The organism is Pseudomonas sp. R4-35-07 (genome assembly GCF_003852235.1).
Taxonomy (GTDB): domain Bacteria; phylum Pseudomonadota; class Gammaproteobacteria; order Pseudomonadales; family Pseudomonadaceae; genus Aquipseudomonas.
Genome location: NZ_CP027732.1, coordinates 2,420,533 through 2,441,346, shown reverse-complemented (window position 1 = coordinate 2,441,346; position 20,814 = coordinate 2,420,533). Strand labels below are relative to the sequence as shown.

General features: G+C 61.2%; 17 protein-coding genes. 9 read left to right on the top strand and 8 right to left on the bottom strand.

Annotated elements, in window-relative coordinates:
- Nucleotides 1–4 precede the first annotated feature (4 nt).
- Nucleotides 5–943: a carbohydrate kinase gene (locus C4J89_RS11310; protein WP_124414425.1), complete on the top strand. Its 939-nt coding sequence runs from the start codon at nucleotides 5–7 to the stop codon at nucleotides 941–943.
- Nucleotides 944–1,156: 213 nt separating this feature from the next.
- Here C4J89_RS11310 and C4J89_RS11305 read toward each other — a convergent pair whose 3' ends face one another.
- Nucleotides 1,157–1,423: a DUF1652 domain-containing protein gene (locus C4J89_RS11305; RefSeq protein WP_124414424.1), complete on the bottom strand. Its 267-nt coding sequence runs from the start codon at nucleotides 1,421–1,423 to the stop codon at nucleotides 1,157–1,159.
- A gap of 358 nt (nucleotides 1,424–1,781) precedes the next feature.
- Between C4J89_RS11305 and C4J89_RS11300 the strand changes: the two genes are divergently transcribed.
- Complete coding sequence (locus C4J89_RS11300; RefSeq protein WP_124362422.1) at nucleotides 1,782–1,985, top strand: ParD-like family protein; 204 nt, start codon at nucleotides 1,782–1,784, stop codon at nucleotides 1,983–1,985.
- Nucleotides 1,982–2,737: a type I methionyl aminopeptidase gene (map, locus tag C4J89_RS11295; RefSeq protein WP_124414423.1), complete on the top strand. Its 756-nt coding sequence runs from the start codon at nucleotides 1,982–1,984 to the stop codon at nucleotides 2,735–2,737. The genes C4J89_RS11300 and map overlap by 4 nt, the downstream gene beginning before the upstream one ends.
- A 3-nt stretch (nucleotides 2,738–2,740) precedes the next feature.
- On the opposite strand, the gene sfnG is transcribed toward map, so the two are convergent.
- Nucleotides 2,741–3,826 carry a dimethylsulfone monooxygenase SfnG gene (gene sfnG / locus C4J89_RS11290; protein ID WP_124414422.1) on the bottom strand — a complete coding sequence of 362 codons (1,086 nt, stop codon included), beginning with the start codon at nucleotides 3,824–3,826 and terminating at the stop codon, nucleotides 2,741–2,743.
- A 268-nt stretch (nucleotides 3,827–4,094) separates the two neighbouring features.
- Here sfnG and C4J89_RS11285 point away from each other — a divergent pair, with 268 nt between their 5' ends.
- The gene (locus tag C4J89_RS11285; protein WP_124414421.1) at nucleotides 4,095–5,333 is read left to right on the top strand and encodes an acyl-CoA dehydrogenase family protein; all 1,239 of its coding nucleotides are present in this window, start codon (nucleotides 4,095–4,097) and stop codon (nucleotides 5,331–5,333) included.
- A gap of 202 nt (nucleotides 5,334–5,535) precedes the next feature.
- Here the strand turns inward: C4J89_RS11285 and C4J89_RS11280 are convergent, their stop codons facing one another.
- From C4J89_RS11280 to C4J89_RS11265, 4 genes are all read right to left on the bottom strand, one after another.
- Nucleotides 5,536–6,321: a sulfite exporter TauE/SafE family protein gene (locus C4J89_RS11280; protein ID WP_124362418.1), complete on the bottom strand. Its 786-nt coding sequence runs from the start codon at nucleotides 6,319–6,321 to the stop codon at nucleotides 5,536–5,538.
- 82 nt (nucleotides 6,322–6,403) lie between these two features.
- On the bottom strand, nucleotides 6,404–7,183 hold the full coding sequence (locus C4J89_RS11275; protein ID WP_124414420.1) for a class I SAM-dependent methyltransferase: 780 nt from the start codon (nucleotides 7,181–7,183) through the stop codon (nucleotides 6,404–6,406).
- A 52-nt stretch (nucleotides 7,184–7,235) separates the two neighbouring features.
- Nucleotides 7,236–8,552, bottom strand: coding sequence for an ATP-binding protein (locus C4J89_RS11270; protein WP_124414419.1), 1,317 nt, complete (start codon nucleotides 8,550–8,552; stop codon nucleotides 7,236–7,238).
- Between the two features lie 3 nt (nucleotides 8,553–8,555).
- A complete protein-coding gene (locus C4J89_RS11265; protein WP_124362415.1) occupies nucleotides 8,556–9,257 on the bottom strand; it encodes a response regulator transcription factor in 702 nt (233 codons plus the stop codon).
- Between the two features lie 288 nt (nucleotides 9,258–9,545).
- Between C4J89_RS11265 and C4J89_RS11260 the strand changes: the two genes are divergently transcribed.
- The 5 genes from C4J89_RS11260 (at nucleotide 9,546) to C4J89_RS11240 (ending at nucleotide 16,128) form a co-directional block, all read left to right on the top strand.
- Entirely contained in the window at nucleotides 9,546–10,688 is a 1,143-nt protein-coding gene (locus C4J89_RS11260; protein WP_124414418.1) for an efflux RND transporter periplasmic adaptor subunit, read from the top strand.
- A 6-nt stretch (nucleotides 10,689–10,694) separates the two neighbouring features.
- Nucleotides 10,695–13,793 (top strand): efflux RND transporter permease subunit, encoded by a 3,099-nt coding sequence (locus C4J89_RS11255; RefSeq protein ID WP_124414417.1) that lies wholly within the window; start codon nucleotides 10,695–10,697, stop codon nucleotides 13,791–13,793.
- Nucleotides 13,794–13,931: 138 nt separating this feature from the next.
- Nucleotides 13,932–14,573, top strand: a complete 642-nt coding sequence (locus tag C4J89_RS11250) for a DUF1345 domain-containing protein (RefSeq protein WP_124362412.1) — start codon at nucleotides 13,932–13,934, stop codon at nucleotides 14,571–14,573.
- A gap of 73 nt (nucleotides 14,574–14,646) precedes the next feature.
- Nucleotides 14,647–15,486 carry an AraC family transcriptional regulator gene (locus tag C4J89_RS11245; RefSeq protein WP_124362411.1) on the top strand — a complete coding sequence of 280 codons (840 nt, stop codon included), beginning with the start codon at nucleotides 14,647–14,649 and terminating at the stop codon, nucleotides 15,484–15,486.
- 54 nt (nucleotides 15,487–15,540) lie between these two features.
- On the top strand, nucleotides 15,541–16,128 hold the full coding sequence (locus C4J89_RS11240) for a LysE family translocator (RefSeq protein ID WP_124362410.1): 588 nt from the start codon (nucleotides 15,541–15,543) through the stop codon (nucleotides 16,126–16,128).
- A gap of 51 nt (nucleotides 16,129–16,179) precedes the next feature.
- Here C4J89_RS11240 and C4J89_RS11235 read toward each other — a convergent pair whose 3' ends face one another.
- Both C4J89_RS11235 and C4J89_RS11230 read right to left on the bottom strand, forming a co-directional pair.
- Nucleotides 16,180–18,435 (bottom strand): autotransporter outer membrane beta-barrel domain-containing protein, encoded by a 2,256-nt coding sequence (locus tag C4J89_RS11235; RefSeq protein ID WP_124414416.1) that lies wholly within the window; start codon nucleotides 18,433–18,435, stop codon nucleotides 16,180–16,182.
- Between the two features lie 243 nt (nucleotides 18,436–18,678).
- Nucleotides 18,679–20,715, bottom strand: coding sequence for a hypothetical protein (locus C4J89_RS11230; RefSeq protein ID WP_256681793.1), 2,037 nt, complete (start codon nucleotides 20,713–20,715; stop codon nucleotides 18,679–18,681).
- Between the last annotated feature and the right edge of the window lie 99 nt (nucleotides 20,716–20,814).

Sequence of the window (20,814 nt, the reverse complement as noted above, 5' to 3'; positions counted from 1 at the left end):
GACTATGTATCTGGTGTGTGGTGAAGCGCTGTTTGATTTTTTCAGCGAGGAGAATGCCGACGGGCAGGCTGCCAAGCTCAATTACACGGCGATTGCCGGTGGCTCGCCGTTCAACGTGGCGGTGGGCCTGCGCCGTTTGGGGATCGAGTCCGGGTTCTTCGCCGGGATCTCCCATGACTACCTGGGCCGGCGCTTGCTACAGGTGCTCAAGGACGAAGGGGTGAGTGAAGATTTCCTGGTGCCCTTCGACGCGCCGACCACCCTGGCCATGGTGGCCGTGGGTGCCAATGGTTCACCGCAATACAGCTTTCGTGGCGAAGGCTGTGCAGACCGGCAACTGCAGTTGACGCACCTGCCGCCCTTGGGTGATGAGATTCGCGGGCTGCATGTGGGCTCGTTTTCCCTGGTGGTACAGCCGGTTGGCGACACACTGCTGGCGCTGGTCAAGCGCGAAAGCGGCAAGCGCCTGATCAGCCTCGACCCTAACGTACGGCTGAACCCGCAACCGGATATCCAGCTGTGGCGCGACCGTGTGATGGAGTTGGTCAAGCATGCGGATTTGATCAAGGTCAGCGATGAAGACCTGCACCTGCTCTACCCCGAGCAATCCCCCGAAAGCGTGCTGCAAGGGTGGCTGCAACACCGCTGCCAGTTGGTATTTCTGACCCGTGGCGGCGACGGCGCCAGTGTGTTCAGCCGCCGCCATGGCAACTGGTCGCAACCGGCAATCGATATCGTGATGGCCGATACGGTGGGTGCCGGCGACACCTTCCAGGCGGCGCTGATCGCCTGGTTGACCGAGCACCGGTTGGACTCGGTCGAGGGGCTGCAACAGCTCAGCCGCGAACAGATCGACGCCATGCTCGGCTTTGCGATTCGCGCCGCGGCGCTGACCTGCACCCGCACCGGGCCGGACCTGCCTTACCGCAGCCAGCTAGGCTGAGCGCCCATAGGCCGCGCATTCCGCGTGTGCCTTTACCCCCGGCCCCGGCGACGATACCTACGTCTGCGACAGCGGCACCCTCAATGGCGGTGTCACCTTTGGCGCGAGGGCGTGAGCGGCAACGCCGGGGGTGCGTATGAGTTGGAAAGACCGTGTGGTTTGAGGGCCTGGTCAATACCAAGCCCACAGGTCAGCGTTGAACGAGGCACACCCTTAAGATCTGCGCCCTCCTGCTCGTTGCAGCAAGGGCGTGTGGCTGTGCTTGAGGTCTTCACGCAGTTCAGCGATCAGGTTGCAAATGGCGCGACTGCTGTCGAGTTTGTCGGCGTTTATCCCTTTCACCTCCAAGTCCACTCGATCACGGTCGCGGTCGTCGTACACCTTGATTGTCAGTGAAGCGTCTTCGGCTTTGGTGCACTCACACCGCTTAGGCAGGAAACTTCCTTCAATAATGCTGCGAAGCTCTAGTTCCGAAAGCATGGCTAACCTCTCCTTTGTTGAGACTGCCAATGGTTTTATAAGTATCCGGCAGGCCCTTGCCTGCCACGTCTTGCCGGCCCTGGAAGACGCCTACAAAAATAAGCCTACTCGGCAAAATCTCCTGCTGTTGTAACCATTCTTCATAAGCGCTGGCGGCGCTTATATATGGAAAATCTGACTGTCTACATCCTCGCCGAACCACTTCGATTAAACGTTTAACCCACAGGATGCGTGCGCAGGCCGGTTTTTCCAGCAACATATGGCAACCAATTCACCTGTCGCCGTTGAGTCGAGAGGGACTTACGCAAACCATACGAAACATATACGATTCGTATATCAACCCAACACAGTGAAGCTTATGGGCATCGTCAAGATCACCGACCAATTGCACGAGCAACTGCGCCTGGCCAGCGCCGCGATGGACCGTTCCATCAACGCCCAGGCCGAGTTCTGGATCAAGATCGGCCTGCTGGCTGAACTCAATCCTCACCTGCCCTACAACGAGCTGATCAACAAGCTGTTGCTGGACAAACCCGACCTGATCCGAGGGCGCAGCCAATGATCAAGACGCCACAACAGCTGGTGGTCATGCGCGAAGCCGGACGCCTGCTGGCCCAGGTGTTCAGCATGCTCGACACCTTTGTCGTCGCCGGCCGCTCCACCCTGGAGCTGGACAGCGCCGTCGAAACCTTCATCCGCCAGGAGCTCAAAGCCCGCCCGGCCAGCCTCGGGCAATATGACTACCCCTTCTGCATCAATACCTCGATCAACGAAGTGGTGTGTCACGGCATGCCCAGCGCCACGCAATTGCTCAAGGAAGGCGACATCATCAACATCGACATTACCCTGGAAAAAGGTGGCTTTATCGCCGACTCCAGCAAGATGTACATGATCGGCACTGTCTCCCCCAAGGCGCGGCGCCTGGTGGAGATGACCTTCGAGGCCATGTGGGCGGGCATCCGCCAAGTGCGGCCCGGTGCCCGCCTAGGTGATATTGGCCATGCGATCCAGCACCATGCACACACCAACGGCTATAGCGTGGTGCGTGAATACTGCGGCCACGGCATTGGCCGGGAAATGCACGAGGAGCCACAAATCCTGCACTTTGGCCGTCCCGGCACGGGGCTGGAGCTGCGTGAAGGCATGGTGTTCACCATTGAACCGATGCTCAACCAGGGCAGCGCGAAGGTGCGCAGCCTCAAGGATGGCTGGACGGTGGTGACCAAGGACAACAGCCTATCGGCACAATGGGAACACACGGTTGCGGTGACGGCCGATGGGTTTGAGGTATTGACGCTGCAAGCGTCCGCTTGAACCTCAAGCCACCTGCTTGATCCCGGCCTTGGCCTCCAGCTCACGCACCAGCGGCAACACGCGTTTGCCGAAATACTCCACTTCTTCCTGGAAATGCAGGAAAGCGGCCAGCACCAGGTCCACGCCCACCGCTTTAAGCGCCACGATGCGTTCGGCGATCTGCTGCGGCGTGCCGATCAGGTTGGTCTTGAAGCCGTCGTTGTACTGCACCAGGTCTTCAAAGCTGGACTTGGCCCAGTTGCCCTCGCCTTCCGGGGATGACTTGCCGGCTTGTTTGGCCGCGTCACCGAAGGCGTTGACCGCTTCCGGGTCGGCTTTATCGATGATCTCGGCGAGCACGGCACGCGCTTCTTCCTCGGTGTCGCGGGCGATCACGAAGGCGTTGACACCGATTTTGACCGAATGGTTATTCGCCGCCGCCTTGGCGCGGATGTCATCGACCTGGGCCTTGATGCCTTCCGGGGTATTACCGTTGGTGAAGTACCAGTCCGACACACGCGCGGCCATGTCCCGCGCCGCCCGCGAACTGCCGCCCTGGAACACCTCGGGCTGGCCCAGCGGCTTAGGCTTGAGGGTGTAGTTGTTGAAGCGGTAGAAGTCGCCCTTGAAGGTGAAATCGTCCTGGGTCCAGATGCCTTTCAAGGCGCGGATGAATTCTTCGGAGCGCCGATAGCGCTCATCGTGTTCCAGCCAGGGTTCACCGATGGCCTGGAACTCGCCCTTGAACCAGCCACTGACGATATTCACCGCGATACGGCCGTTGGTGAGCTGGTCGATGGTTGCCAGTTGCTTGGCCGCCAGCGCCGGTTGCCACGGGCCCGGCAGGATCGCCGCAATCACCTTGAGGGTGGTGGTCGCCGCCAGCAGCGCGTGGCTGAAGGCCACTGATTCGTGCTGGTTTTCGGCGCCGTAGCCGGCAGTGAAGCGGATCTGGGTCAGGCCATACTCGAAGCCGGCGGCTTCGGCCAGTTGCGCCAGTTTACGGTTGTAGTCGATGCCCCAGTGGGTACGTTGTTCGATCTTGCTGACCACCAACCCACCGCTGACGTTGGGCACCCAATAGGCAAATTTTACGGCTTGCTGACTCATTGAACGGTTCCTCGCACACAGGGATGTACCCAGGGCTTGAGCAGCAAGCGTGCCAGTCACGGTTAAACGCCCTGGCCGTGTGGGTTGCGGCGCAAAACCCGGGGTTTGCGTGACGTGCCGCGACTGTCATGGATCGCTACGCTTTGTCCAAATGCTGTTGCTGGAGCAACAGCGGCGGGCATCCCCGCGCCGTAAATACGGGCCGGCGTGCCCGGCACGGACTGTGCAACCACCCTGGGACTTGATCACTGCCCAGGAGCCCACCCCCATGACCGAGCAACACGTCATCAACCCGCTGTCCGTCGGCGTCGACTACACCACCCTGGCCGAGCGTTTCCGTCCGATCTTCCAGCGCATCGCCGACGGTGCGGTAGAACGCGAGCACAGCCGCACCCTGCCCCATGAGCCGATCCGTTGGTTGAAGGAAGCCGGCTTTGGCGCGGTGCGGGTGCCGGTGGAATATGGCGGTGGCGGCGCGTCCCTGCCGCAGCTGTTCGAACTGCTGATCGAACTCGCCGCCGCCGATTCCAACGTGCCCCAGGCCCTGCGCGGGCATTTCGCGTTTGCCGAAGACCGCCTGAACGCGCCGCCGAGCGCGGGGCGCGACCTATGGTTCAAGCGCTTCGTCGACGGCGACCTCGTCGGCTGCGCCTGGACAGAAATCGGCACTGTCGCAATTGGCGACGTGGTCACCCAGGTCAGCCCCAACGGTGACGATTGGGCCCTCAACGGCGAAAAGTTCTACAGCACCGGCAGCCTGTTTTCCGACTGGATCGACGTGTACGCCCAGCGCAGCGACACCGGCGGCGACGTGATCGCCGCCACCCGCACGCGCCAGCCAGGCGTGGTGCAAAGCGATGACTGGGACGGCTTTGGCCAGCGCACCACCGGCAGCGGCACCACGCGCTTTACCGATGCGGTGGTCGAAGCGCACAACGTGATCGACTTTGCCGAGCGCTTCAAATACCAGACCGCGTTTTATCAACTGGTGTTGCTGGCCACCCTGGCCGGCATCGGCCACGCCGCGCTCAACGACGTGGCCCAGCAGGTACGCAGCCGCAAGCGCATCTACAGCCACGGCAATGCCCCGCACGTCAGCCAGGACGTGCAGGTTCAACAGGTAGTCGGGGAAGTCGCCGCGCTGGTTTACGCAGCCCGGGCCAGTGCGTTGAAAGCCGCGCAGCCAGCGCAACGGGCTTATCTGGCACGATTTGGTGGGGATGAGGTCGCCGAGCGCGAGGCCAACGTGGCGGCCGAGATCGAATCGGCGACGGCCCAGGTGGTGGTCTCGGAACTGATCCAGCGTGCCACCAGCCAATTGTTCAACGCGTTGGGGGCCTCGGATGTGCGCCAAGGCAAGGCCCTGGACCGGCACTGGCGCAATGCGCGGACGGTGGCGTCGCACAATCCGCTGATCTACAAGGCACGGATCGTCGGTGACTGGGTGATCAACGGCACTGAGCCGCCGTTTGTCTGGCAAATCGGCAACGGCCCGGCCAAGGCCTGAGGCCGGTTCCATATGTGTGGCATGGGGCTTGCCCTAATGCCAGTCAGTTAAGGCTTTTTGTAGGAGCGAGCTTGCTCGCGAAAAACTCACAGGCACCGCGTTTATTCAGGAAGCACGCGTTATCGTTGACGTTTTTCGCGAGCAAGGGCTAGCCGCCCGCCTCGCTCCTACAGGAGATTGGGGCTTGCCCCCTCCCACATTTTTAGAACGCCAGTTTGTAGCCCACCGCCATCAACATCACCGCCAGGCACGGACGCAGCACCGCGTCCGGGATCCTGCCGGTCATGTGGCTGCCCAGGTAAATGCCCGGCAGCGAGCCCATCAGCAAAAAGCCCAGCAGGTGCCAGTCCATATTGCCCATGCTCGCATGGCCCAGGCCCGCCACCAGGGTCAGCGGCACGGCATGGGCGATCTCGGTGCCCACCAGGCGGCGCGTGGCGAGGAACGGGTACAGGATGAACAGTGCCACGGTACCCAGCGCGCCGGCACCGATGGAGGTCAGCGCCACCATGGTGCCGAGGACGACGCCCGTCACTACGGTCAGCGCATTCAGGTTGCGCGGGCGCATGTGATAGTCGTCGCCGGCATGGCGCTGGGCGAACGCCAGCAAGCGTTGCTTGAACAGGATCGCCAGGGCCGTCAGCAGCAACACCACACCCAGTGCCTGTTTGATCACCGCGTTCATGGCGCTGGGGTCGGTGTGCAGGCTGGCGAGGAACCACAGGGTCAGCAGCACCGCAGGCACACTGCCCAGGGTCAGCCAGCCGGTAATGGTCCAGTCGATGTTCCGGTTCTTGCTGTGCACCAGCACACCACCGGATTTGGTAATGGCGGCATACAACAGGTCCGTGCCAACGGCGGTGGCCGGGTTGATGCCGAACCACAACAGGATCGGCGTCATCAGGGAGCCGCCACCCACGCCGGTCATGCCCACGATAAATCCTACGATCAGGCCGGCAACCACGAAACCCACATTACCCACATCCATTACAGCTACCTGCGGCCTTATAAAATTCTGGCGGCAGGATAGCGATTTTTCTTATAACTACTTATATCAATATGATCTGACTTTATGCCTTTTCTGCTAATCGCTGGCAGGCATACGCTTGGGTTTGGTACGCAAATGCCACGGTGTCACGGCCCTTCAGGGCGGGATGAGTGTCGATCAGCTGCTGCAGTTGCGCCGTGACCGTGGCCTTTTCCGCCGCAGGCAATGCGGCGATAAAGCTGACCGACAGGATGCGGTCCATGATCACTTCCTTCGGGCTGCCGACATGGTGATAGGCAAAGCAGGTCAGTTCAGGGGCGGAAAAATACTCACCAGTGAAAGCCTCGCGCCAACGTCCGCTATGAAAACGCGGGGTGTCGCCCTCGTAGGGAGTAATGATGGCCGTGATGGCAGCGATCCAGTCCACCGACTCATCACGCACATTCCACACCAGCCCCAAACGCCCTTCGGGTTTGAGTACACGGTGGATCTGCGCCAGCGCCGCCTCACTGGAAAACCAGTGGAAGGCCTGGGCGCAGACCACCGCGTCGGCGCTCGCGGACGCCAAAGGCATGGACTCGGCCGTGCCATTGACCAGCCGTACGCCCGGCAGCAGTTTGGCCAACTGGGCGCCCATTTCCACCACCGGTTCGACGGCGATCAGCGTCGGCGCCAGGCTGCTGAGCAGGCGCGTGAACTTGCCGGTGCCGGCCCCCAGGTCGATCACGGTCGAGTGGGCATCGATGCCCAGCGCGTCGGCCAGCCAGCCGGTGAGTTGTCGCGGGTAGCCCGGGCGGCCTTGCGCGTAAGTGCGGGCCTGGGTAGAGAAACCTTGCTGAGCGGACGCGTGGACACCAGTCATTGCCAATCTCTCTTCGGGTAAAGCGGGGGCCACAGTGTGCGCCGTCTCGCGGTTATTTTCTAATCGCTGGATCGACGGCAGGCAACCACACACGAAACCGCGCGCCGCCCAAGGGTGAAGCCTCGGCGGTCAAGCTGCCGCCCTGGGCTTGCAGGGCCCGCCGGCTGATGGCCAGGCCCAGGCCGAAACCACCGGTGGCGCGGTCGCGGCTACGGTCCAGACGGTAGAACGGTTCGAAGATGCGCTCGCGCTGGTCCGGCGGAATGCCGATGCCATCATCCTCCACGAAGATTTCACAGCCGTTGGGGCAGACCCTGACGCCGACCTGGATGCGCTTGTCGCAGTAACGCGTGGCGTTGCGCAACAGGTTCTGCAGGGCGCGGGCGGTGAGGCGCGGGTCGAGGCTGAAGCGCTCCACGGCGCAGTCGAGCGCCACGTCGATAACAATCTCGGGGTTCTCCAGTTCATCGTCGACACTGCCCAATACGCTGTCGATGAATTCGTCGAGCACCACCTCCACGCGCTCCGGCTCCTGCGCCGGGTTTTGCAGGCGGCTGTAGGAAAGCAACTCCAGCACCAGCTCATCCAGCTCACGAATATGCGCCACCAGGCTTTGCAAGCGCTCCCGGCTGGCCGCAGGCAAGTCCTCCGCCAGCGCCAGGGCCAGGCCGAAATCCAGGCGGGTCAGCGGCGTGCGCAGTTCATGGGACACCGCGTTGAGCAGGTCGCGCTGCTGGTTGAGCAGGTGTTCGATGTCGTCGGCCATGGTATCGAACACCGAGGCGAGGCTGCCGATGCTGGAGCTGGCGGGGATCAGCGTGCGCTCGGCCAGGTTGCCCCGTCCCAATTGCGCAGCGGTGCTTTTCAAGCGTTCCAGGTCGCGCCAGTGCGGGCGCAGCCACACCAGCAGGCAGGCGAGCAGCGCCGCGACGATCAGCACGTTGATCGCCCAATACAGCACGTTCATGTCCAACGGATCGGGCGGTACCGTCAGCTTGACCACGAATTGCTCATTGATCGGCGAGCTGATTTCCTCCATCCAGCCCCATTCCCCCAGGCGCACCACCGATTTGCCCTGTTCCAGCAGTTTTTCTTCCGCCGGGGTATAGCGCGCATCCTGGCGCAGCAGCAATTGCACCTTCAACGGCGCAAAATCGTGGCCCAGCTGCTCGGTGACCTGTGACCAGCGCTCCACCGGTGCGCGCACGTATTGCTTGACGATCAGCTTCTGCTGGCCGCGGGTCTGCTCGATGTTGTAGTTCATATAACGGTGTTCGAACAGCTGGATCACCAGGGAGGGGATCAAGTAGATCGCCGCGCTGTAGGTGACGATGGTGATCAGGTAGAGGCGCAGCAGGACACGAAACATGGCTCAGCATTCCCACTCGGAACGGCTGAACAGGTAGCCCTTGCCCCACACGGTCTTGATCTTGCGCGCTTCACCGGCGTGGTCATCGAACTTGCGGCGCAGCTTGGAGATGGCCACGTCCACCGAACGGTCGGTGCCATTGAACTCGATACCGCGCAGGCGCTGCAGAATCTGGTCGCGGCTGAGCACTTCACCGGCATGTCGCGCCAACACCACCAGCAGGTTGTACTCGCCGCTGGACAGCTCCACCGCCTGCTCGCGCCAAGTCACGGTACGCTCGCACAGGTCGATGCACAGGTTGCCCATGATGATACGGTCGCTGGCCACCTGGGGTTCCGACAGGCTGCTACGGCGCAGCAAGGTGCGCACACGGGCGAGCAGCACCCGTGGCTCGCAGGGTTTGGTCACATAATCGTCGGCGCCCATTTCCAGGCCCAGCACCTGGTCGTGGCTGTCGTCGCGGGCGGTAAGCATCAGGATCGGCAGGCCCGCCGAGTCGGCGCGCAGCAGGCGGCAGACCTGCAGGCCGTCGAGGCCGGGCAACATCAGGTCGAGGATGACCAGGTCAGGCGGGTTCAGGCGCGCGCGTTCGCGCACCTGGTCGCCACGGCTGAGCACGCTGACGTGGTAGCCATTGCGTTCCAGGTAGCTGGCAATCAGCTCGGAGAGCGCGGCGTCGTCTTCCACCAGCAGGATGTTGGGCATGAAGGTGTTTCCAGAAAATACAGTGAAGTGCCGTACACAAATCCAATGTGGGAGGGGGCTTGCCCCCGATAACGGTGGTTCAATCACAGATGTATGACTGACACGCCCTCATCGGGGGCAAGCCCCCTCCCACATTTGATCTTCGTTGTCAGCGAGGTTGTGCAAGGATATACGCCCCCGACGCCCTGCGCGCCGTACCTTACATTTCTTCACAGACGCACTACACAGCTTCACAGCACCACGGCGCAGGTGACCTTAGGATGCGCCAGTCAATATTGGGATAAGAGCATGTCGAAGAATCTGTTTGCGCCGTTTTGCCTGTTGGCGCTCACCCTGGCGTTGAGCGCGTGTGACAACTCCACAGCCGAGGCGCCGCACGTGCCCCTGGCCAAAGTGCGTATTGAGACGCTGCAGGCCAAGCCCCTGTCCATCACCAGCGAATTGAGCGGGCGCATCGCTGCGCCGCGTATGGCCGAGGTGCGCGCACGGGTGGCCGGGGTGGTGATGCAACGCGTCTTCAACGAAGGCCATGACGTGAAACAGGGCGACGTGCTGTTTCGCATCGACCCGGCCCCGTTCAAGGCCGACCTCGACAGCGCCCAGGCCAACCTGAGCAAAGCCGAGGCCAATGCGTTCCAGGCGCGCCTGCAGGAGCAGCGCTACAGCCAGTTGGTGGAAGGCAACGCCATCAGCGGCCAGGAGTACGACAACGCCCGCGCTGCCCTGCGCCAGACCAACGCCGAGGTCGCCGCCAACAAGGCCGCCGTCGAGCGGGCCCGGTTGAACCTGGGTTACGCCACAGTGACTGCACCGATTTCCGGGCGCATCGGCCGTGCGCTGGTGACCGAAGGCGCCCTGGTCGGCCAGAACGAAGCCACGCCGCTGGCGATCATCCAGCAACTGGACCCGATCCATGCCGACCTCACTCAGTCGACCCGCGAGCTGAATGACCTGCGCCGCGCGTTTCGCGCCGGTCGCTTGCAGCAGGTCGGCCAGGACCAGGCCAAGGCCACCCTGATCCAGGATGACGGCAGCCTGTACCCGTTGCCGGGCAAGTTGCTGTTCGCCGAGATCAGTGTCGACCCGGGCACCGGGCAGATCATTCTGCGCAGCGAATTTCCCAACCCGGACCTCGACCTGCTGCCCGGCAGCTTCGTGCGGGTGCGCCTGGAACAAGCCGTCGACCAGCAAGGCCTCAGCGTGCCGCAGCGCGCCATCACCCGCGACAGCGCCGGCATCCCGATGGTGCTGTTGCTGGACAGCGAGCAAAGCGTGCGCCAGCAGCCGGTGGAGTTGGGCGCAGTGATCGACGATCGCTGGGTGGTCAGCAGCGGCCTCAAGCCCGGTGACCGCATTGTCGTCGAGGGCCTGCAACATGCGCGCCCCGGTGAAAAAGTTGAAGTGGACGACAGCCCGCTCGTGAAGGAATAACCCGCCATGCCGCAGTTCTTTATCGACCGCCCGATTTTCGCCTGGGTGGTGGCCCTGTTCATCTTGCTGGCCGGCTTCCTGGCGATCCCGCAATTGCCGGTGGCCCAATACCCCAACGTGGCGCCGCCAAAGGTAGAAATCTACGCGGTATACCCTGGCGCTTCGGCCCAGACCCTGGACGAAAGCGTGGTCAGCCTGATCGAGCAGGAGCTCAACGGCGCCGATCACCTGCTGTATTTCGAGTCCCAGAGCAGCCTCGGCTCGGCGACCATTACCGCCACGTTCCAGCCGGGCACCAACCCGGAAATGGCCCAGGTGGATGTGCAGAACCGCTTGAAGGCGGTAGAGCCGCGCCTGCCGCAAGCGGTGACGCAACAAGGCTTGCAGGTGGAGAAAGTCTCGGCCGGCTTCCTGCTGCTGGTCACGCTGACGTCCAGCGATGGCAAGCTCGATGATGTGGCGCTCAGCGATTACCTGGCGCGCAACGTGATGAACGAACTCAAGCGCCTGGACGGTGTGGGCAAGGCCCAGTTGTATGGCGCCGAGCGCGCCATGCGCATCTGGATCGATCCGCAGAAGCTGATCGGTTTCAACCTCACCCCGGCCGACGTGAATGCCGCCGTCAGCGCGCAGAATGCCCAGGTGTCGGCGGGCAGCATCGGCGACTTGCCGGGCACCAACACCCAGGAAATCACCGCCGCCATTCTGGTCAAGGGCCAACTGTCGACGCCGGCGGAGTTCGCCGACATCGTGCTCAAGGCCAACCCTGACGGCTCCACCGTACGCATCGGCGATGTGGCGCGGGTTGAAGTCGGCAGCCAGGAATACCAGTTCTCCACGCGCCTTAACGGCAAACCGTCCACCGCCGTCAGCGTGCAGCTGGCGCCGGGGGCCAACGCGCTGAACACCGCGACCCTGGTGCGGGCGAAGATGGACGAACTGTCGCGCTATTTCCCGGCCAACGTGGAATACAAGATTCCCTACGACACCTCGCCGTTCGTCAAAGTCTCGATCACCAAGGTGGTCTACACCTTGCTCGAGGCAATGGCGCTGGTGTTCGCGGTGATGTTCCTGTTCCTGCAGAACGTGCGCTACACCCTGATCCCTACGCTGGTGGTGCCGATTGCGTTGATGGGCACCTTTGCCACCATGCTGTTGCTGGGTTTTTCAATCAACGTGCTGACCATGTTCGGCATGGTGCTGGCGATCGGCATTCTTGTGGACGATGCGATTGTGGTGGTGGAGAACGTCGAACGGATCATGGCCACTGAAGGCCTGTCGCCCAAGGAGGCGACGAAAAAGGCCATGGGCCAGATCACCGGCGCCATTGTCGGTATCACCCTGGTGCTGGTCGCGGTCTTCCTGCCGATGGCGTTCATGCCCGGTTCCGTGGGGGTGATCTACCAGCAGTTCTCGTTGTCGATGGCCACCTCGATCCTGTTTTCGGCCTTCCTGGCCCTGACCTTGACGCCAGCGCTGTGCGCCACCTTGCTCAAGCCGATTGCCCAGGGCGAGCACCATGCCAAGGGTGGCTTTTTCGGCTGGTTCAATAAACGCTTTGAACAGCTCACCGACCGCTACGAAGGCTGGGTGGCCTATGCGCTCAAGCGCAGCGGCCGTTACCTGCTGATCTACCTGGTATTGCTGGTGGGCCTGGGGCTGCTGTTCAGTCGCCTGCCCTCCTCATTCCTGCCGGTGGAAGACCAGGGCTACACCATCACCGATATCCAGCTGCCACCGGGTGCCAGCAAGAACCGCACGGTGCAGGTGGCCGAGCAGATCGAGGCGCACAACGCCGGTGAGCCGGGCGTGGGCGATACCACCATGATCATGGGTTTCAGTTTCTCCGGCTCCGGGCAGAACGCGGCGCTGGCGTTCACCACGCTCAAGGACTGGTCGGAACGCGGCAGCGATGACTCCGCGGCGTCGATTGCCGACCGCGCCAATATGGCCTTCAGCGGGCTCAAGGATGCGATTGCCTTTGCGATCCTGCCGCCGCCGGTAGACGGCCTGGGCACCTCCAGCGGCTTCGAGTTCCGTCTGCAGGACCGCGGCGGCGTCGGCCATGCGGGGTTGATGGCCGCGCGCACCGAGCTGCTGGAGGCTGCCGGTAAAAGCCCGGTCCTGGCCAACGTGCGCGAAAGCGCCCTGGCCGAAGCGCCGCAGGTGCAGCTGGAAGTGGACCGCAAGCAGGCCAATGCGCTGGGCGTGTCGTTCGCCGATGTGGGCAATGTGCTGTCGTCGGCCATCGGTTCGGCTTACATCAATGACTTCCCCAACCAGGGCCGCATGCAGCGTGTGGTGGTGCAGGCTGAAGGCGACCAGCGCAGCCAGGTGGCGGACTTGATGAAGATCAACGTGCGCAACAACGCCGGGAAGATGGTGCCGTTGTCTGCCTTTGTCGAAGCCAAATGGACCCAAGGCCCGACGCAATTGACCCGCTACAACGGCTACCCGGCCATCGCCATCAGCGGCGAAGCGGCGCCGGGGCACAGTACCGGCGAGGCGATGGACGAAATCCAGCGCCTGGTCAGCCAGTTGCCGGCGGGCCTGGGCCAGGAATGGACGGGGTTGTCGTTGCAGGAACGTTTGTCCGGTTCCCAGGCGCCATTGCTGCTGGGCCTGTCGCTTCTGATCGTGTTCCTGTGCCTGGCGGCCTTGTATGAGAGCTGGTCGATCCCGACCTCGGTGTTGCTGGTGGTGCCGCTGGGCGTGCTCGGCGCGGTCGTGGCCGTGAGCCTGCGCGGCATGCCCAACGATGTGTTCTTCAAGGTCGGCTTGATCACCATCATCGGTTTATCAGCGAAGAACGCGATTCTGATCATTGAGTTCGCCAAGGACCTGTACGAGCAGGGTGAAGACCTGATCGACGCCACCTTGAAGGCGGCGCGCCTGCGCCTGCGCCCGATCATCATGACATCGCTGGCGTTCATCCTCGGCGTGGTGCCGCTGGCGATTGCCACCGGTGCCAGCTCGGCGAGCCAGCAGGCGATTGGTACGGGGGTGATTGGCGGGATGATCACCGCGACATTGGCGGTGGTGTTCGTGCCGGTGTTTTTTGTGGTGGTGATGAAACTGGTGCGCAAGCGTCACAACAAAGATTAATCCAATGTGGGAGGGGGCTTGCTCCCGATGGCGGTGTGTCAGTCAGCATATTTGGCACTGATACACCGCCATCGGGAGCAAGCCCCCTCCCACAGGATCAGTTACAGTCTGCTCAACTATCACCAGTTGTGAGCAACCATGCCCTTCCTCGCCCGTACCCACCCTCGCCTCTCAGCCGCCGCCGTGCTCGGCCTCGCCGTGGGCATCCTGGTACCCGCCGATACGCTGGCCAGCAAAATTTTGATCGGCTGGAACGCCGGGGTCTGGACCTACCTGGTGCTGATGCTGTGGCTGACCAGCCGTGCCAAGGCAGAGGACGTCAAGCGTATCGCCGAGGTCGAGGACGAAAACGCCGGCCTGGTGCTGTTCACGGTGTGCATCGCCGCGATCGCCAGCCTGGCAACCATCACCTTCGAACTGGTCGGCAGCAAAGACCTGGCGCCCACCGAACGTCTGTTGCACTACGGCTTCACCGGGCTGACGGTGATCGGCTCCTGGCTGCTGATCGGGGTGATCTTCAGCGTGCACTACGCCCGGCTCTATTACACCTGGAACGGCAAGGAACCGGCGCTGCGCTTTGCCGAAGGCTTGCTCACGCCCAACTATTGGGACTTTCTGTATTTCTCCTTCACCATCGGCGTGGCGGTGCAGACGTCCGATGTGGGCGTCGCCACCCGTGGCTTGCGCAAGGTGGTGCTGGGGCAATCGTTGATCGGTTTTCTGTTCAACACGGCGATTCTGGGCTTTTCGATCAATATCGCCGCAGGCCTGTTTGGCTGAGTTGCACAAACCTTCTAGACGCCTGGCCGCCCTTGGGCGCTAATGGCATTACACATTCATCCTCGGTGTTTTTATGGCCGCGCACAATTGGATCGACCTGTCCCAGGACGCCGACACCGGCATCGAGACCCTGCGCGCGCATTTCGAGGGCCACGCCTACGATCCCCACTGGCACGACAGCTACCTGATCGGCGTCACCGAGCAAGGCGTACAGCAATTCAACTGCCGCCGCACGCGCCACAACAGCGTGCCGGGCCAAGTGTTCCTGGTGGAACCCGGTGAATTGCACGACGGCGACGCGCCCACCCCGGACGGCTTTACCTATCACATGCTGTACCTCGACCCGCACTGGTTGGCGCGTGAAGTGAGCGCGGTGTTCGAAGAGGCGCCGCTGGACAGCCAGTTGAGTTTCGCCAGCACCTTGACCGGCGATCCGCGCCTGGCCCTGGCCACCAGCCAGGCCTTTCAAACCTTGCACAGCGGCGAGCTGCGCATTGTGCGGCAACGCGCCATGGACCAATTGCTGGAGCGCCTCACCGGCCACCTCTGCTGGCGCATCCGCTACCGCGAGGACCCGCGATTGCCGCAGGTGGCGCACAAGGCCAGGGAATACCTGCATGCCCATCTGCACGCAGACATCGGCATGGACGAACTGGCTCTGGCCTGTGGTGTCGACCGCTTCCGCCTCAGTCGCGCCTTCAAGAGCGCATTCGGCCTGCCGCCTCACGCCTACCTGGTGCAACTGCGCCTGGCTCACGCTCGGCATTTACTGGGCAAGGGCGAGCAACCGGCGGATGTGGCGATTGCCCTGGGTTTTGCCGACCAGAGCCACCTGGGCCGCTGGTTTGTGCGCGCCTACGGTCTCACGCCCGCCGCGTACCGCAGGCGTTGCTCAAATGTTCCAGACAGGTAGCGTTCAGGCCTGTGAAGATCGACTCCATCAATCGATTGTTGGGAGTCGCCCGCCATGTTGCCGTTTATCCTGTTTGCCTTTGTCGCCTCCATCACCCCGGGTCCTACCAATATCCTGGTGCTGAGTAACAGCGCACGGTATGGCTTTAAGGCCGCACTGCCGATCATCCTCGGCGCCTGCCTGGGTGCAGCAGGCATCGTGCTATTGGTGGGCTCCGGTGTGGGCCAGTCACTGGTGCATTTGCCCAAGGTACAAAGTGCGATGCAGTGGGCCGGCGTGGCCTGGCTGAGCTATCTCGCCTGGCAGATTTTCAGCGCGCCAGTGGAGGCCTTGGACGTACAGTCAGCGCAAAAGCGACTGGGTTTCAGCGGTGCCGCCAGCCTGCAATTGATCAACCCCAAGACCTGGATGATGGCGCTGGCAGTGGTCAGTGTATTTGCGGGTAATGGTGCAGAGCGCCAGAGCCAGGTAATGACCCTGTCGATGGTTTTTTTCCTGATTTCTTTGCCATGCCTGGCAACCTGGGCCGTGCTGGGTGCGGGCTCAAGCCAGTTCCTGCGTTCGCCAAGTGCCATGCAACGCTTCAACCGCTGTATGGCCCTGCTTCTGCTGGGTTCAACCTGGCTGAGTGTAGTGATCTGAATGTAAAAAAGGGGAAGCCATAGCTTCCCCCTGTTCAATCGAACGACAACTTCAGAAGTCGTACCGCACGCCGAAGTTGACGCCCCAAGGCTGGTCGATCTTCTTGCCTTGGCTGGTTTCGAAGTCGGCATGCAGCTTGACGTTCTCCGATACGGCCATGGCTACACCGGCCGCCAGCTCGATGCGCGAGCCGGACAGGTCGTTGTTGAAGCTCTGGTCGTTGATGAACACCTTGTTGCTCTGGTCAAACTCGTGGGCGACCGCAGTACGCAAGTAAGGCTGCAGGATACCGCCGCTCTCCAGTTGGATGTTCTTGCCCGCAGTCACACCCAGCTTACCGACCACCGAACTGGAACGATCACCCTTGGCGTGCAACCCATTGGTCAGGTCGTAGCTTTGCGCCTGGGTGATGGTGGCCGACAACTGCCCATAAGGCTCGACGAAAAAGCCGTCGTCCAGCTTGATATGGCGACCGAACTCAGCCGAGGCGCCCACGGCGTTTTGCGCGTAGTTGCCTTTGGCTTTCTTGCCATCGCTCATAGTCACATCATTTTCAGTGTGCAACCGGTTGAGCTTGGCCACACCGTCGAAGTACAGACCGCTTTCAGCGTCCAACCAGGTGGCATAACCGCCCACGTAGTAGCTCTTGACCTCGCCGCTGCTGCCACGGTTCAGGCTTAGATCGGAGACGCTGTGACCGGCCATCATACCGGCGATCCACTGGCCGTCCCCTCCGGACAACGGCGCGTCGGCACCGATGGTGAAGCCCTTCTGGTTTTGCGTGTAGCCCGCACCGTTCTTGTTGGCCGCCACATCGAATTTGTTGCCGTAGCTGCGCATCCACATACCGTTGCCCGCGCCTTCGCTGAAGCGCAATTCGCCCATGCGCGTACGCAGGATGCTCATCTCGCCATACAGCACGGTCGGCGCGCTGTTGAACAAGGCCAGCACCGAGTGGGCGGTAGTACTGGTGCCGCGACGGGAGGGGTCGAGCAGCCAGTCGGTACCTTCTTTCTTCAAGCCGTAATCATAGGCGCCAATATCAACGGTGCCGCCCGCCAGGGCGAACTGCGCATCACCGCCTTCGGTGTGCACCACCTTGATCGGCTCGCCCTTGGCCAGTTCGGACCCGGTGGCCGCCAACAGCAGGCTGTGGTTACCTTCGGCCTTGCCCTGCACGTTGAGGAAGTCGGTCTGGTTGGTGGAAAAGTCGGTGTGCATGATGAAGGTGCCGTTACCGTCCAGGCTCTTCACATCCAGTTGGTAAAACTCGTTCGGCGCGCCGAATTCCACTGAGCCACCGCCCATTTTCAAGGCGTCAACATTGCTGTTGCCGACCAGCACCCACCTAGACGCTTCGTTCACGCTCAATTGGGCGACGTTCTTCAACTGGCCGGTCAGAAAGGCACCGTTATTGAGTTGCACTTTTGCCTGGCTGCCGTCTTCGACCACCACGTCGCCGAACAACGAGCTGCTGTCCACGTTCAGGTTGGCCGTGGAGCCACCGGTGACTTCGAGGAGATTGCCATTGCCGCCGATCAGATTGGAACCATTGCGCACCTGGATGTCGGCGTTGCTGCCTTGCCGGGTGAGAATGGCCGCGCCGCTTTTGCCTTCAACGCTCGATCCGTCCAGCACCAGGCTGTTGCCCAGTACGCCGGAGGTGCCGTCTATACCCATTTGCACACCGTTCTGCCCGCCGACAATCTGGCTGTTGGTGGCATAGGCCTGACCGCTGAACAGGGCAATCCCCACACCGGTCGCGCCGGTGGCTTCAACCTTGGTATCGACCAGGTCAAGTACGCTGTAGGCGCTGGCACTGGCGCCGCGCTGCGTGCCGGTGATGGTGGAGTTAACCACTCTGATTTTAGAGCCCACCTTGGACCCGTCTTGCCGGCCGGCGACCAGCCCGCTGCCGTTTTTGTTGAGGATATTGCTGTTGGTGACCAACACATTGCTGTCGCTGGACTGCACGGCGGCATTCGCGGTGCTACGCGCAATGACATCGGAACCGTCGATACGAACAGTGGACCCATAGGCAGTAATGTCCTGGGTAGAACTGCCCGGCTCAAGTGTCAAGGTTGCGGACTGACTGGTAATGTTCTTGGTGACGGCACCCTTGACGGTAAAGCCCGAGCCTGGTCTTAACTCAAACGAGTCCGGGGTAGGTCCAGGCACGACGAAATCGTCAGGCTTGGTGATGACACGGGCATCGGCGGCATGTGCTACAAGCATCAACAAGGTGACAGCGTTGACTTTCAACGCCAGGCTTAAAGGCGATGGCTTGAAGTTGAATACAGTTGACATTGAATGGACCTCTGGGTTGGCATTCCTTCACGGAAAAAATCTGGCCGGTTCCAAAGTGCGCGGGAGCCAGCCGATCGAGCGGTGCCAAGGTATCCAGAGCGCTTACCATTTTATGTAGGATTAGTCTTAAGCTGCCGTATGAATGCGGGTTTGGGCCCGGAGTCAACACATAGTTTCTTTGTCAAAAAAAAACCTAAGAGCCGGGTCTGCCGCTCTTAGGTCTGGACCGTTACACCCAACTAGCTATGCGGGTACGGCAGTTCCATCACAGAAAGTTCCCGCAGTGCCTGGTGCCCCAGCTCTGTGACCACGGGCACGATGGAGCGCCTCATCGGAGTCCAAGGGACCGCCAGAGAATGGGATGCTGTACCAGAGTTTCATCGAACCCATAAGGCGCGCAGCAGCGTTTGGTTGAATGGTTTTGAAGATGGTCGCGTAAGGTCCCAGATTCATTTCGAACCCGAGGTTTATATCAGTTTCCGTCAGGATGGTCCTGGTAGCCAGGCCAACAGCAGCGCCAACGGGCGTTGTTCCGAGGTCATCGCTATAGCCCTGCGAATGCAGCGTCACCACCATATTGATTCGAAACTCATTGCTGGGTGGAATAAACACCACCAAGTCGCCAGGGGGCGGCCCGACAGGCCTGAAACTTTCGCAATTGATGAAGCCGGCTGCGTTGAGGTTTCTCACCCGCGGTGCGTCCAGCGAGATAACGATCGCAGTCACATTGACAGGTGTGAGAGGCGACTGCTGCGAATTGGTAGTGCCTGTCGACTCAATCGTGTAATACGCCAATTTGTTGGTACCGTTTTTACCGTCGAAGATGGCGACCCACGGAATAACCATATCGACATCGTCGTTAGCGACCCCACCGGTTATCAAGCGGGAATCAACCATATTTCCGTTATAAAAAAGCTTGATCGTAAAGTCTCTGGCGTCAGGTGTCGGTGGTTCATCCCACAGTCTGATTCGCGCGATGGCATCTCTGGACGCATGCGCCGGAGTCAATTGGTCGTCATCCGGCCCTTCAGTGCCGTCCAGCCGCACACCTATCACACGCACCCGATTGAGCTTGGTGTTGATCGGATCGGGACCCTCCGGGGTTGGGCCTACGACAAACAGGTCCAGGTCCGTCGTCGCTGTCAAGCCCGCCGGGTAAGGGACCGAGCGGCGCCTGACCGCATAAGAAACCGTCAATGCCAGCAACCCTGGCGTGGCCCCGTAGAGCGCGACCAGCGTCGCGTAATTGACATGCACGGGAATCGGAAAAATTGCGCTTCCAACCGGAAAGCCGGGCAAGGTTTGCGTGCCCAGGCTGGTGGTGAGGGTAATAATCAGTTCATCGTCCGCGCGCAGCACATTATCGTATTGGGGAATACGCACTATCGCGCCGTTGAGTGCCGCCGCATCAGCACGGTTGATCAAACCATCGCCGGGAACCGCCAAGTCGATGGTAGGCTCCCGAAAATTGCCGGGTTTGGGAAACAGGCTCACATCCAGGTTAAACGCGCCAGACAACCTCGACTCATTGCCCGCCGCATCCACAATCACATAGCGCAAACTATGCAAGGCATCCGGATGGTTTTGAACCACCGACAGCGGTAAAGGCAAACTGAGGTCTGCAGGGATCGTCCAAAACGGGTCCGGGTTACCGACTACCGGCAAATACGGGTCATCCGAATTTGCAAAGTAAAGCAGCGCCCTGTCCCCTGGGGCTTTACCTTGCCCCACATAATCGGGGAATGTGAAGATTGCCGTGTGATTGGGCTGGCGCAAGAAGTATTCGGCATCTACGCTTTTGGGTAAATCAGCCGGGGGAATAGGCTTGGGGATGGTACCCACCCAACTTGCATAGGCCGGCTCAAGATCGATGATGAGCAATTGCGGGTTGGACTCGGTACTGTTGCCGACACTGAAAACATCTATACTATATTTCAGCTTATTGATACCGACAGGGCGCCGCCCGCGTACAACATTTACTTCCAGCCCGGTGGCCGGAACATTCGCTTCCGGGACGATGATAGGGTTTGCCCAGTCCGCCTGGTCGTTGGGCTGGACCCACAGCTTATAGACATCAGGTTCCGCCGGATTGGTACTGAAATCATCCGGCCGCGGAATGCTTACCATCATGTCTTCGGCCAGAGCGACGGATTTGGTGATCAACCCGGGAAACCCGGACACCTCCCCCTGCAGCCTGGCGTCAGGCAAGACCGACAAGTCCGGGTTGGCTTTGCGTTCATTTTGGAAATTGCGAATAGCGTCCAACGTTTGCCTTTTCATGATATCTCCATGATTCTTCAGGTAAGGGTAACTTCGAGGCGAGAGAATCCGCGCCCTACAACATTGCGAAAATGCCTAGCACTCGCTCAATAACAGCAG

Coding starts and splice junctions, on each gene's coding strand:
- C4J89_RS11310 (WP_124414425.1), top strand. CDS start 5: ATGTATCTGGTGTGTGGTGAAGCGCTGTTTGATTTTTTCAGCGAGGAG.
- C4J89_RS11305 (WP_124414424.1), bottom strand. CDS start 1,423: ATGCTTTCGGAACTAGAGCTTCGCAGCATTATTGAAGGAAGTTTCCTG.
- C4J89_RS11300 (WP_124362422.1), top strand. CDS start 1,782: ATGGGCATCGTCAAGATCACCGACCAATTGCACGAGCAACTGCGCCTG.
- map (WP_124414423.1), top strand. CDS start 1,982: ATGATCAAGACGCCACAACAGCTGGTGGTCATGCGCGAAGCCGGACGC.
- sfnG (WP_124414422.1), bottom strand. CDS start 3,826: ATGAGTCAGCAAGCCGTAAAATTTGCCTATTGGGTGCCCAACGTCAGC.
- C4J89_RS11285 (WP_124414421.1), top strand. CDS start 4,095: ATGACCGAGCAACACGTCATCAACCCGCTGTCCGTCGGCGTCGACTAC.
- C4J89_RS11280 (WP_124362418.1), bottom strand. CDS start 6,321: ATGGATGTGGGTAATGTGGGTTTCGTGGTTGCCGGCCTGATCGTAGGA.
- C4J89_RS11275 (WP_124414420.1), bottom strand. CDS start 7,183: ATGACTGGTGTCCACGCGTCCGCTCAGCAAGGTTTCTCTACCCAGGCC.
- C4J89_RS11270 (WP_124414419.1), bottom strand. CDS start 8,552: ATGTTTCGTGTCCTGCTGCGCCTCTACCTGATCACCATCGTCACCTAC.
- C4J89_RS11265 (WP_124362415.1), bottom strand. CDS start 9,257: ATGCCCAACATCCTGCTGGTGGAAGACGACGCCGCGCTCTCCGAGCTG.
- C4J89_RS11260 (WP_124414418.1), top strand. CDS start 9,546: ATGTCGAAGAATCTGTTTGCGCCGTTTTGCCTGTTGGCGCTCACCCTG.
- C4J89_RS11255 (WP_124414417.1), top strand. CDS start 10,695: ATGCCGCAGTTCTTTATCGACCGCCCGATTTTCGCCTGGGTGGTGGCC.
- C4J89_RS11250 (WP_124362412.1), top strand. CDS start 13,932: ATGCCCTTCCTCGCCCGTACCCACCCTCGCCTCTCAGCCGCCGCCGTG.
- C4J89_RS11245 (WP_124362411.1), top strand. CDS start 14,647: ATGGCCGCGCACAATTGGATCGACCTGTCCCAGGACGCCGACACCGGC.
- C4J89_RS11240 (WP_124362410.1), top strand. CDS start 15,541: ATGTTGCCGTTTATCCTGTTTGCCTTTGTCGCCTCCATCACCCCGGGT.
- C4J89_RS11235 (WP_124414416.1), bottom strand. CDS start 18,435: ATGTCAACTGTATTCAACTTCAAGCCATCGCCTTTAAGCCTGGCGTTG.
- C4J89_RS11230 (WP_256681793.1), bottom strand. CDS start 20,715: ATGAAAAGGCAAACGTTGGACGCTATTCGCAATTTCCAAAATGAACGC.